This window comes from Kitasatospora sp. NPDC059648 (assembly GCF_042734825.1).
GTDB lineage: Bacteria > Actinomycetota > Actinomycetes > Streptomycetales > Streptomycetaceae > Kitasatospora.
The window spans coordinates 249,787-261,527 of sequence record NZ_JBHWDU010000002.1; the positions used below are offsets into that span (position 1 = coordinate 249,787).

Annotated in this window: 12 protein-coding genes and 1 tRNA gene; 5 read left to right on the forward strand and 8 right to left on the reverse strand. The window is 72.0% G+C overall.

Annotation, left to right across the window (positions count from 1 at the left end; genetic code table 11):
* Positions 1-105 precede the first annotated feature (105 nt).
* Positions 106-468: a cupin domain-containing protein gene (locus tag ACFV1W_RS02715; RefSeq protein WP_380412415.1), complete on the forward strand. Its 363-nt coding sequence runs from the start codon at positions 106-108 to the stop codon at positions 466-468.
* 10 nt (positions 469-478) lie between these two features.
* Here the strand turns inward: ACFV1W_RS02715 and ACFV1W_RS02720 are convergent, their stop codons facing one another.
* From ACFV1W_RS02720 to ACFV1W_RS02740, 5 genes are all read right to left on the reverse strand, one after another.
* A complete protein-coding gene (locus tag ACFV1W_RS02720) occupies positions 479-1,282 on the reverse strand; it encodes a hypothetical protein (protein ID WP_380412417.1) in 804 nt (267 codons plus the stop codon).
* The gene (locus tag ACFV1W_RS02725; protein ID WP_380412419.1) at positions 1,279-1,830 is read right to left on the reverse strand and encodes a SigE family RNA polymerase sigma factor; all 552 of its coding nucleotides are present in this window, start codon (positions 1,828-1,830) and stop codon (positions 1,279-1,281) included. The genes ACFV1W_RS02720 and ACFV1W_RS02725 overlap by 4 nt, the downstream gene beginning before the upstream one ends.
* 73 nt (positions 1,831-1,903) lie before the next feature.
* On the reverse strand, positions 1,904-3,169 hold the full coding sequence (locus tag ACFV1W_RS02730; RefSeq protein WP_380412421.1) for an Ig-like domain-containing protein: 1,266 nt from the start codon (positions 3,167-3,169) through the stop codon (positions 1,904-1,906).
* A 189-nt stretch (positions 3,170-3,358) separates the two neighbouring features.
* Entirely contained in the window at positions 3,359-3,691 is a 333-nt protein-coding gene (locus ACFV1W_RS02735) for a hypothetical protein (RefSeq protein ID WP_380412423.1), read from the reverse strand.
* A gap of 518 nt (positions 3,692-4,209) precedes the next feature.
* Positions 4,210-5,610, reverse strand: coding sequence for a cystathionine beta-synthase (locus ACFV1W_RS02740; RefSeq protein ID WP_380412424.1), 1,401 nt, complete (start codon positions 5,608-5,610; stop codon positions 4,210-4,212).
* Positions 5,611-5,827: 217 nt separating this feature from the next.
* Between ACFV1W_RS02740 and ACFV1W_RS02745 the strand changes: the two genes are divergently transcribed.
* The 3 genes from ACFV1W_RS02745 (at position 5,828) to ACFV1W_RS02755 (ending at position 9,402) form a co-directional block, all read left to right on the forward strand.
* Positions 5,828-6,889: an SGNH/GDSL hydrolase family protein gene (locus tag ACFV1W_RS02745; protein WP_380412426.1), complete on the forward strand. Its 1,062-nt coding sequence runs from the start codon at positions 5,828-5,830 to the stop codon at positions 6,887-6,889.
* A gap of 64 nt (positions 6,890-6,953) precedes the next feature.
* On the forward strand, positions 6,954-8,174 hold the full coding sequence (locus ACFV1W_RS02750; protein ID WP_380412428.1) for an acetyl-CoA C-acetyltransferase: 1,221 nt from the start codon (positions 6,954-6,956) through the stop codon (positions 8,172-8,174).
* Positions 8,175-8,460: 286 nt separating this feature from the next.
* Complete coding sequence (locus ACFV1W_RS02755) at positions 8,461-9,402, forward strand: hypothetical protein (RefSeq protein ID WP_380412429.1); 942 nt, start codon at positions 8,461-8,463, stop codon at positions 9,400-9,402.
* A gap of 136 nt (positions 9,403-9,538) precedes the next feature.
* Here the strand turns inward: ACFV1W_RS02755 and ACFV1W_RS02760 are convergent, their stop codons facing one another.
* The 3 genes from ACFV1W_RS02760 to ACFV1W_RS02770 all read right to left on the reverse strand — a co-directional run bounded on the left by ACFV1W_RS02760 (position 9,539) and on the right by ACFV1W_RS02770 (position 11,080).
* Positions 9,539-9,907 carry a hypothetical protein gene (locus ACFV1W_RS02760; RefSeq protein ID WP_380412431.1) on the reverse strand — a complete coding sequence of 123 codons (369 nt, stop codon included), beginning with the start codon at positions 9,905-9,907 and terminating at the stop codon, positions 9,539-9,541.
* An 83-nt stretch (positions 9,908-9,990) separates the two neighbouring features.
* Positions 9,991-10,857 (reverse strand): Bax inhibitor-1/YccA family protein, encoded by an 867-nt coding sequence (locus ACFV1W_RS02765; protein WP_380412432.1) that lies wholly within the window; start codon positions 10,855-10,857, stop codon positions 9,991-9,993.
* A gap of 141 nt (positions 10,858-10,998) precedes the next feature.
* Positions 10,999-11,080, reverse strand: a tRNA-Leu gene (locus tag ACFV1W_RS02770).
* A 267-nt stretch (positions 11,081-11,347) separates the two neighbouring features.
* Between ACFV1W_RS02770 and ACFV1W_RS02775 the strand changes: the two genes are divergently transcribed.
* A partial coding sequence (locus ACFV1W_RS02775; protein ID WP_380412434.1) for an ABC transporter ATP-binding protein occupies positions 11,348-11,741 on the forward strand: 394 nt, incomplete at its 3' end.

The window sequence follows — 11,741 nt, forward strand, 5'->3', positions numbered from 1 at the left end:
CACCCCCGTGGGGTTTTTGTTGGTGGTGTTTATTTTTTTTTAATAACACCAACCCCCCGCGTAGACCCCCCCGCCCCCCCACCCTCCTGTGGAGAGGAGCGCGCCATGGCCGGTCCCTACCGGCGGAACTTCGACGATCCGGAGGAGGTCCGCCCCTTCGAGGAGGGCACGGGGGAGCTTCGGCTGGTCAACCTGGACGCGGGCCCGGTGGGCCGGGCCGTGTTCGAGCCGGGCTGGCAGTGGTCCAAGCACGTGAAGCCGATCGCCAAGACGGACAGCTGCCAGGCGGCCCATGCCGGGTACGTGATCTCCGGCCGGATGAAACTCGTCATGGACGACGGCCAGGAGTGTGAGGTCGGCCCCGGTGATCTGATGATCTGCCCGCCCGGGCACGACGCCTGGACGGTCGGCGACGAGGCCTGTGTGATCGTCGACTGGCAGGGCTTCGCGGACTACGCGAAGCGGTGATAGGGCCCGGTCACAGCCGGTCCGGGGCCTTCACCTCGGTGCCGTCCGCCGCGAAACCGGACAGCGTCGCCAGCAGCCTGCCCTCGGCGTCGTACGCCCCGAGCGCCGGGCCGGCCGGCGGGTGGTGCCGGTTCGCATCGGACACCGGCATCGGGGGCAGGACGACGTAGTAGCCGATCCAGCCCTTCATCCCGGCGGTCGTGACGAGCGTGGCGACGGACGGCTTGCCGTCGTAGAAGGCGACGATCCGGGCCGGGGTCGGACCGATGTAGAAGCTGGCCACGACGGACCGCTCCCGGTCGCCGTGCATCTGGACGGCGATGTTGGGCTTGTCGTGCTCCAGGTTGTCGCTGCGCATGTCGCGGCAGCCGCTGCCGGAGCCCCAGGTGCCGCCGACCCGGTAGTCGTCGCACTTCTCGTTCGCGGTGACCCACATCTCGGCCCCGTCGACGATCTCGATCTTCGCGCCGGGAGCGACCTGCCGCACCGGTGAGAGCGGCAGCGAGGTCGCCGTCGGGGTCGGAACGGCCGTCGGGGAGGCGGCCGGTGCGGCCGGGACCAGGGCGGTCGTCCCCGCAGAGGCGGACGGGGCGGCCCCCGCCGCGGCCGTGGCGCCTCCGGCCGGTCGGCCGCCGACCGCCGTCACCGCCGTCGCCCCGCAGACCAGCGCCACCGCCAGCGCGGCCGCCGCGATCCCCGCTCTCCGCCGGGCGCGCCGCCGCCGGGCGCCGGCGATGACCGCCGCCGGCTCCGGCCCGGCCGCGTGCGGGTCCTCGTTCCTGAACAGCTCTCCGAGTCGGTCCTCGAAGCTCATACCGTCACCTCGATGTGCGTCGTGGCACCCGCCGGGCCGCCCGTGCGGTCGGCGAGTTCGGGGTGTGCGCGCAGCTTCGACATCGCCCGGTTGAGCGTGCTCTTCACGGTGCCCCGGGCGATTCCCAGTTCGGCCGCGACGGCGGCCTCGGTGAGGTCCCCGTAGTACCGCAGCACCACGACCGTCCGCTCCCGGCGGGTGAGGGTGCCCAGCGCCCGGTGCAGCAACGCCCGTTCGGCCTGCCGTTCGGCCAGGTCCTCGGCCAGCGGCCGCTCGGGGGTGCGGTCGGTGGGCAGCTCGTGGTTGCGCAGCCGGCGCCACCAGTCGCGGTGCTGGTTCACCACGATCCGGCGGACGTACGCGGTGGGGTCGTCGCCGGTGATCCGGTGCCAGTGCAGGTAGGCGCGTTCCAGCGCCGACTGCACGATGTCCTTGGCCCGCTCCGGATCACCGGTCAACAGCTCGGCCAGCCGCAGCAGTTGGCGGCCGTTCCCGGCGACGAACGTGCTGAACTCGGCGTCCTGTCGCTGTCTCTGCTCGCGTTTCACACCCGACTGACTCCTCGGGCGGACCGCGAGGTTCGGTCCGCCCGGGAGATTTTCCCAGACGTCCGGACGCGGGTCAGACGGCGCTGCCGGCCTTCCAGTCGGCCCAGCTCAGGTTCCAGCCGTTCAGGCCGTTGTCCGGGGCGACGGTCTTGTCACCGGAGTTCACGACCTCGACCACGTCGCCGATCATCGAGGACTTGTAGAACTTGTAGCCGTCCGTGCTGCTGTCCGAGGCGCCCTTGGCGTCCTGCAGGCCGACGCAGCCGTGGCTGGTGTTCTGACCGCCGAAGATCGACGGCGGGGACCAGTAGTTGCCGTGGATGAAGGTGCCGGAGGTGGTCAGGCGCTGGGCGTGCGGCACGTCCGCGATGTCGTACTCACTGCCCAGGTTGACGGTCTGCGAGTTCATCCGGGTCTGGGTGAACTGCTCGGAGATGACCATCTTGCCGCCCCAGGTGGTGTGCTCGGGGGCGCCGCCGGAGATCTTGTAGACGGCGCTGACCTGGCCGTCCGTGGTGACGGTGAGCTTCCTGGTGGCGAGGTCCGCGACACTGGTCTGGGCGCGGCCGATGGTGAAGCTCACGTCCTTGGACTGGGTGCCGTAGACGCCCTTGGCGCCCTCGACGTCCTTGAGCCGCAGCTTCAGGGTGACCTTGGTGCCCTTGGCCCAGTACTCCTGGGGGCGGAAGTCGAGGCGGGTGCTGGAGAACCAGTGGCCGACGATCTCGACGCCCGGCTCGGCTGTCACGGAGATCGCCGACTGGACGGCCTTCTTGTCGGTGATCGGCTTGCTGAAGTTGATCGAGACCGGCATCCCGACGCCGACCACCGAGCCGTCCTCGGGGGTGAAGTACCCCACGAAGGTGTTGGCCGGGGTCGCCGTGGTGAAGGTGGCGTTGGCGTCCGCCTCCAGCTTGTCCTTGTCGACGCCGCTGGCCGTGACGGAGTACTTGGTACCGCTGGCCGGGGCCGCCGCCGAGGTCCAGCTGGTGCTGTCCGGGGAGAGCTGGCCGGCCAGCTCCTTGCCGGTGGAGTCGGTGACCTTGACGGCGCTCAGGGTGCCGTTGCTGATCGTGACCTTGACCGGCTCGCTGAAGCTGGCGCCGGTGGTGCCGTCCGCGGGGGTGACGGTGATCACTGCGGCCGAGGTCTTCGGGGAGCCACCGCCCGAGCCCGGGGTGCCGTTGGCGGCGCCACCGCCGCCACCGGCGTTGCCGCCGCCGCTGTTGTCGTTGCAGGCCGCGAGCAGCAGGACCGGCGCACCGATCAGGCCCGCGAGTACTCCGCGCCGGCTCCAGCTGCCTCCGGCCACCCGCCCCTGACCGTCCCGTGCCGTCACGTCGCGTCTCCCTGCTGAATCTTCCCGGGCAATTACGGATACAGAAACGCAATCCGACTGCTCACGGTTCCATCACCGCAGGGTAAGCGATCGTATGAGATGACCCAACTTCCCACCGAACATGGACAAAACACCCGGCCCACGGGGAGCGGACCGGGTGTTCACGGGTGGTCACGGCACGGACGGCCGCTACTCGGCGGAGTCCTCCACCGTGTACTCGTCCCACTCCTCGCTCTCGGGGTCGAACTCGGTCTGCGCCGACTCCCAGGTCGCCGAGGCGAGCTCGACGCCCGGAACGTCGCCGAGCAGCGCGACGGGGTCGATGAAGTGGGCGAGCGAACCCGACGGGTCCACCTCGATGGCCTCGACGGACTGGGCCCGCTCCTCGTCGTCGAGGTACTCGTCCCCGGCGACCTGCTGCAGGGCCGCCGCCTTGAGGGCGCCCTCGTCGGTGATCTCCGCGATGAGCTCGATCTTGAGCTTGACGTAGCGCGGGGCGTCGGTCGTTTCAGTGCTGGTCATGCGTGCGAGCGTACGGGAACGCGGGCCCCCCGGCGCGCACACGGAGGCCGGGCGAACGGGAAGGGCCGGTCCTCGGAAGAGGACCGGCCCAACCGTTTTCTCCGCCTCGGCTCCCCCACCCGGGAACCGCGGAGCCGCGCCCTGCGGCGCGGTGATCGCCGCGGGAGCCGCCGCACCCTGTCCACCGGCCGGAGCCGGACAGGGGCGGGACGACGGCGCCTCCCGCGGAGGGCCCCTCCCTCCGATGCCGGTCGGGGAGGGCGGACACGGCGGCCGGGTCAGGACCGTCCGACGTGTCCGGAGCCGACCGCGCCCGCCGGGGAGCCGCTCCCGGTCGACCGCTGCCGCCTCGCTCGGCGTCTCGCCGTTGACCACCACGATGCCGGAGCGTTGTTAACCACGTGCTGCGGGCAGATGACGCCGGTGTACCACTTCGCCCGTGGACGAATCCTTCCGATCCGTCCACGGGCGGGGCGCGGTGAGGCCGCGTCAGCACGTGCCGACGCCGCGAGCGGGCGTCAGTGCGCGGCGCGGGTGGTCAGGAAGCTCAGCAGGTCCTGACGGGTGACGATGCCCTGCGGCTTGCCCTCGACCAGCACGACCGCCGCGTCGGCCTTCTCCAGCACGGTCATCAGGTTGGTGACGGTCTCGCCCGAGCCGACCACCGGCAGCGGCTTGGACATCACCTTGTCCAGGGTGTCGGTCAGCTCGATCTCCTTGGCGAAGATGCCCTCCAGCAGCAGCTTCTCCACCACCGAGCCGATCACCTCGCCGGCCATGATGTCCGGGTGGCCGGCGCCCGGGGAGACCACTGGCATCTGCGAGACGCCGTACTCGCGCAGCACCCGGACCGCCTCGGCGACCGTCTCGTTCGGGTGCATGTGGACGAACTGCGGGACGCCGCCCTGCTCCGTGGACTCCTTGCGGGCCAGCACCTCGCCGATGTGGGCCTCGTCGGTGGAGGAGGGCAGGAAGCCGTAGTCGGCCATCCAGTCGTCGTTGAAGATCTTCGACAGGTAGCCGCGGCCGCCGTCCGGCAGCAGCACCACGACGACGTCGTCCGGCCCGAGCTTGCGGGCCACCTCCAGCGCGGCCACCACGGCCATGCCGCAGGAGCCGCCGACCAGCAGGCCCTCCTCCTTGGCCAGGCGGCGGGTCATCTGGAACGAGTCCTTGTCCGAGACCGCGACGATCTCGTCCGCGACGTTGCGGTCGTAGGCGGTCGGCCAGAAGTCCTCACCGACACCCTCGACCAGGTACGGACGGCCGGTGCCGCCCGAGTAGACCGAGCCCTCCGGGTCGGCGCCGACGACCTTGACCTTGCCGCCGGAGACCTCCTTCAGGTAGTTGCCGGTGCCGGAGATGGTGCCGCCGGTGCCGACGCCCGCCACGAAGTGGGTGATCTTCCCCTCGGTCTGCTCCCACAGCTCCGGACCGGTGGAGTGGTAGTGCGAGGCCGGGTTGTCCGGGTTGGAGTACTGGTCCGGCTTCCAGGCGTTCGGGGTCTCGCGGACCAGGCGGTCGGAGACGTTGTAGTAGGAGTCCGGGTGCTCCGGGGCCACGGCGGTCGGGCAGACGACCACCTCGGCGCCGTAGGCGCGCAGGGTGTTGATCTTGTCGGTGGACACCTTGTCGGGGCAGACGAAGATGCACTTGTAGCCCTTCTGCTGGGCCACGATCGCCAGGCCGACGCCGGTGTTGCCGGAGGTCGGCTCCACGATCGTGCCGCCCGGCTTGAGGGCGCCCGAGGCCTCGGCGGCCTCGATCATGCGCATCGCGATGCGGTCCTTCACCGAGCCGCCGGGGTTGAAGTACTCGACCTTCGCCAGCACGGTCGCGCTGATGCCCTCGGTGACCTTGTTCAGCTTGACCAGCGGCGTGTTGCCGACCAGGTCGATGATCGAATTGTGGTACCGCACGGGGGTCCTCCCGGTCTATGGGGCATGCAAGTGCATTCGGTACTGCAAAGCCTAGGGCGTGGGCGGCGTCACGGGGCTCCCCTCCGGTGCCCCGCCCCCAATGGCCCACCCCCGCCCGTGCCGCCGGTACGCCCACCCCCGGTGCGGGTAAGAGCGCTGTGCAAGGCGTCGCCGTGGGCCCCGAGGGGGCGCGACGAGGAAGCGAAGGGGGCACCGGATGCCAGGCGCACAGGAGTCACGGGCCCGGGTGGCCCGCCGGATCGCGACCGCGGCGGCCTACGGCGGCGGCGGCCTCGGCCTGCTCGGCGTGGGCCTGGTGGGCCTGCTGCTGACCGAGAGCAAGCTCGCCATCCAGGCCATCGGCGTGCTGGAAACCGCCCCGCCCAAGGCCGACGGCGTCTACGGCGAGGCCTTCGCCGACCACCGGGCCGCCCCGCAGGCGCCGCTGGTGCTGGCCGTCCTCGGCGACTCCACCGGCGCCGGGCTCGGGGTGGCCCGGGCCCGCGAGACGCCGGGTGCGCTGCTGGCCGCGGGACTGGCCTCGGTGGCCGAGCGCCCGGTGCGGATGGTCAACGTGGCCCGTTCCGGCGGCCGCTCCGCCGACCTCTCCGGCCAGCTGGAGCAGGCCCTGCGGCACCGCCCGGACATCGCCGTGATCATGGTCGGGGCCAACGACGTGACCCGGCACAGCCCCGCCCAGCTCGCCGTCCGCCAGCTCGGCGAGGCCGTCGCCGCCCTGCGCGCGAACGGCTGCGAGGTCGTGGTCGGCACCTGCCCGGACCTCGGGACGATCAAGCCGGTGCGCCCGCCGCTGCGCTGGGTGGCCCGGCGGCTGAGCCGCCAGCTGGCCGCCGCCCAGACCATCGCGGTGGTGGAGGCGGGCGGGCGCACCGTCTCGCTGGGCTCGCTGCTCGGCCCGGAGTTCGCCGCGCGCCCGGAGATGTTCGCCGCCGACCGCTACCACCCCTCCGCCCAGGGCTACGCCACCGCCGCGATGGCCGTCCTGCCCTCGGTGTGCGCCGCGCTGGGCCTGTGGCCGGAGGAGGAACGCCCGAGCGCCGCCGTCCCCGGCGAGACGGTGCTGCCGGTCGCGGTGGCCGCCGCCGCGGCGGCCGGGCGGGCGGGCACCGAGGTGGCGGCCGTGGAGGCGGAGGGCGCGGGCCGGCGCTGGGCCCACCTGCGCCACCGGCTGCGGGTCGGCCCGGAGCCGGCGCGGGAACCGGGCGAGGGCCCGGGGAACACGTCGGCCAGCTCACACCCCGGGGCCGGTGACGCCTGAATGACTAAGCGGTAGCTTACCTCCCGGACCGCCAGGTCCGCCGTCACCCAGCGAGGAGCCCGCAATGCCCGAAGCCGTCATCGTCAGCGCTGCCCGTTCGCCGATCGGCCGGGCCTTCAAGGGCTCGCTCAAGGACGTCCGTCCGGACGACCTGACCGCCCACGTCATCCAGGCCGCCCTGGCCAAGGTCCCGCAGCTCGACCCGCGCCAGATCGACGACCTGATGCTCGGCTGCGGCCTGCCCGGCGGCGAGCAGGGCCACAACCTGGCCCGCATCGTGGCCGTCCAGATGGGCATGGACTACCTGCCCGGCGCCACCATCACCCGCTACTGCTCCTCCTCGCTGCAGACCACGCGGATGGCGCTGCACGCGATCAAGGCCGGTGAGGGCGACGTCTTCATCTCGGCCGGCGTCGAGACCGTCTCGCGCAGCGTCAAGGGCACCTCTGACGGCCTGCCGGGCACCATGAACCCGATCTTCGACGAGGCCCAGGCCCGCACCGCCAAGCGCGCCGAGGAGGGCGGCGGCGAGTGGCACGACCCGCGTGAGGACGGCCTGCTGCCGGACGCCTACATCGCGATGGGCCAGACCGCCGAGAACCTCGCCGCGCTCAAGGGCATCACCCGGGCCGAGCAGGACGAGTTCGGCGTCCGCTCGCAGAACCTCGCCGAGGCGGCCATCAAGGCCGGCTTCTGGGAGCGCGAGATCACCCCGGTCACGCTGCCGGACGGCACCGTGGTCAGCACCGACGACGGCCCGCGCGCCGGCGTGACCCTGGAGGGCGTGTCCGGCCTGAAGCCGGTGTTCCGCCCGGACGGCACCGTCACCGCCGGCAACTGCTGCCCGCTGAACGACGGCGCGGCCGCGCTGGTCATCATGTCCGACACCAAGGCCCGCGAGCTCGGCATCACCCCGCTCGCCCGGGTGGTCTCCACCGGTGTCAGCGGCCTCTCCCCCGAGATCATGGGCTACGGCCCGGTCGAGGCCTCCAGGCAGGCGCTCAAGCGGGCCGGCCTGACCATCGACGACATCGACCTGGTCGAGATCAACGAGGCCTTCGCGGCCCAGGTGATCCCCTCCTACCGCGACCTGGGCATCGACCTGGACAAGCTGAACGTCAACGGCGGCGCCATCGCGGTCGGCCACCCCTTCGGCATGACCGGCGCCCGGATCACCACCACGCTGATCAACTCCCTGCAGTGGCACGACAAGCAGTTCGGCCTGGAGACCATGTGTGTCGGCGGCGGCCAGGGCATGGCCATGGTCATCGAGCGCCTCAGCTGACCCCCACGGCTCCGAAGGGTCTGGACCACCCGTTTGGAGTGACGCACCGTAATTGAGGGCCGGATCACACCGAGAGGTCGATCCGGCCCTCCATTCCGTCATTTCCGGCTCGGAAATCGACACTGCGGAGCGGATCAACTCCACTGCGTAGAACGGTGTTACCTAACAATTTGAGGACAAGCGCGAAACTCCCGGACGAATTAGACATTCGCCACTGCGGTAACAGCCCCGCATGCGGCAGTGTGGACACGTAACCCCGTTCCGCTCCTCGCTAGGAGTACGTTCCGTGAGCGCCGTCTACACCGTCCTGCTGCTGATCCTGATCACCGTGTCGACCGCCGTGCTGCTCCGCCTCCGCGGGATCTCCCGCAGGCTGGACGCGCAGGCCGCGGCCCCGGCCGTGCCCGCACCGGTGGACGAGGCCGCGATACGCCGGGCCGTCGCCGAGGCGCTCGCCGCCGACCGCGAGCGGGAGATCACCGAGGCCCGGGCGTTCTGGGCCGAGCAGGAGGCCCGCGCGGCCGAGGACGCGCCACTGTTCGACTCCCCGTTCACCGGGGCCTTCACCGGCACCGACGAGTGGCCGCTCTTCTTCCCCCGTCCCACCGGTCCGCAGGAGGCCGCCGACAACGCCGGGACGATGGACCCGGAGTTCGGCGAGGCGCTGCGCTCCGCGCTGGAGGAACTGATCGTCGACGGCGGCACCGGGCCGGCCGAGCCCGGCACCGAGGGCGGCGCCCCGCTGCGGCCCGGCCACCCGGTCGGCGAGACCGCCAAGGACGCCAGGGCCCGCCGGGAGGCCGACCTGCTGGCCACCGGCCTGGAGGCCGGACTGCTGGACGCCGAGCCGACCGTGGAGGACGCCCCGGTCGCCGCGCCCGACCCGCGCCGCCACCCCTCCCACCCCGACTTCGTGCCGAGCCAGACGCCTTCCCACGAGTGGACGGACACCCGGCTCGCCGCCCTCGCCGAGGAGGCCGTCGCCCTGGTCGACGTCCGCCCGGGCCCGCTGGGCACCCTGGACGTGTACGCCTTCGCCGACGGCACCACGCTGTGCGTGGCCCCGGGCGACCGGGAGGCCGCCTACCGGCTGGTCGACGCGGTCCGTGCCGGCGAGCACGTCCGACTGCTCGGCGGCTCGCGGTTCTCCGGCTCGTACTCGCTGACCTTCTCCACCGACGACGAGGCCGTCTACGTGCTCGCGGACCGGGTGGTCGCCAGCATCTGACGCCACCTCGACCAGCAGCGGGACCGAAGGCCGGCCGGGCCAAGGGGTTAGCGCCCCGGCCGGCCTTCGGCGTGTCCGCGGCTCCTGCCCGCACCGGGACGAACGCACCGGAGGCGCCGGGGGCGTCGCGGCGCGTTCAGGCGCAGAGTCCGGCCGTCTCCCGCACCGCGGCCACCGCCCCGGCCAACACCTCGCCCGCCGCCGCCGGCCCGCCCGGCAGCGCCACCGCGGCGCCCTCCGGCAGGGCGGTCAGCGCGGCCGCCAGGTCGTGCCCGGCGACGGCCAGCTGGTCCCCCGCCGCGAAGGCCCCGGCGTCCGGGAACTCCCGCTCCGGCCGGCCCTCCGCCGCCAGCGCGAGCGCGGCCAGCCGCCGGGCCAGCGCCAGGCCGGCCGCCGCCCGCGACGGGTACCCGGGCACCGCGCCCAGCAGCTTGCTCTGCGGCAGTGAGCGGAAACGATCCGCCAGTTCGTCGACGGCTTCGACCAGGGGCTGTACGTCATGCATGCACAGGAGCCTAACCAAAGGCCGCCGGGCCCCGGAGCGGTGCGCTCCGGGGCCCGGCGCCAGTGGTACGGCGGGAGTGGGCGTCAGTCGTCGCCGCGCAGGCTCGCGATGAGACGCATCATCTCGACGTAGATCCACACCAGCGAGAAGGTGAGCCCGAAGGCGGCGCGCCAGGCCTCCTCCTGCCGGGCGCCCCGGGCGATCGCCTCCTCGACCTCGCTGAAGTCCAGCGTCAGGTAGAACGCGCCGATGGCGACGCCGAGCAGGCCGACACCGAAGCCCAGGGGGCCGCCCCAGGTGTTGAGGCCGCCGCCGAACGCCCAGGCGACGCAGTTGATCAGCAGCAGCCCCGAGAAGCCCAGGCCGATCGCCAGGCCGATCCGGCGGAACCTCGAACCGACCCGGAGCCGACCGCTCTTGTAGACGTAGAGCGTCGCGCCGAAGACCACCGCCGTGCCCACGACCGCCTGGATCGCGATGCCGTTCCAGATGGTGTTGAGGACGTGGGTGGCCGCGCCCAGCGCGAAGCCCTGGAACGCCGCGTAGGCCAGGACCAGGGCCGGGCTGATCTTCTCCCGGAACTGGACGACCAGACCGACGATCGCGGCGACCAGCGAGGCACCCATCGCGAAGCCGTAGTTCTGGAACGGCAGCGTCAGCCAGGACACCGCACCGGCCGCGACCACGGTCAGCAGCGTCACGGCGGTGCGGGCGACCACGTCGTCGAGCGTCATCCGCCCGGTGGCCAGCGGGCCGGCCGACGGCCCGTCGTACATCTGGTGGAGCTGCTCGTCCGTCAGCGGGCCCTGCCCCTGGGGCTGGGCGTACTGTGTCCCCGCGTAGGGGTTGCCGTACGGGCCCCCGGCCTGACCGCTCGTTCCGAACCCCGCGTAGCCGGGCTCGCGGGTGAACGACCCTTCCCGCGAGAAGACCGGGTTGCTGCTTCTCATTGCTCATTCCCTCCGTGGCGGCACTGCACCGCCCGCGCACCAGGGTAATGGCTTGGCAAAAATTGGGGGATACGCCGCGAGGAGGATCCGGTGAACGACTCCCGGCGGGGACGCCGGTGGCGCCCCCGCGGGTCGTTGCGGTGCCCGGAGCCGGACTCGAACCGGCACGGCCTCGCGGCCAAGCAGTTTTAAGCTGCCCGTGTCTGCGTTCCACCATCCGGGCGTCCTGCGAACCACCCCTGAGAGTAGTCGCCCGGATCACCCTTTCGCATGTTCCCGGCCCGGGAAGTTGTCATGTTTCCTTGTCATCTGACGAACCGTTCGGGATCCGGCCACGAAGCACCGCGATTCCGGCCACCCCCGGGCGCCGCCCCGGACCTCAGGGTTTCCGTCATACCGCAGGAGGAGGGTGGCGTCCCTCCCTACACCCAGCGGTGGTCGGGCCAACCGTCCGGCGGAGCGACGCCGAACCATGATCACGCAACGGAGCATGGAGGTACGAATCCGCGAACCACCAAGGAGCACCCCCGTGACCACGTCGACCGCAACCGCCGCCCGTACCGGCCTGGCGGCCGCCCGCGCCACCGGTCTGAACAAGGTCTACGGGGAGGGGGAGACCCGGGTCGTCGCCCTCGACGACGTCAGCGTGACCTTCCCGCGGGGCGAGTTCACCGCCATCATGGGCCCCTCCGGCTCCGGCAAGTCCACCCTCATGCACTGCATGGCCGGCCTGGACACCGTCTCCTCCGGCTCCACCACCATCGGCGACACCGAACTCGTCGGCCTCAAGGACAAGCAGCTCACCCAGCTGCGCCGCGACCACATCGGCTTCATCTTCCAGGCCTTCAACCTGCTCCCCACCCTGACCGCCCTGGAGAACATCA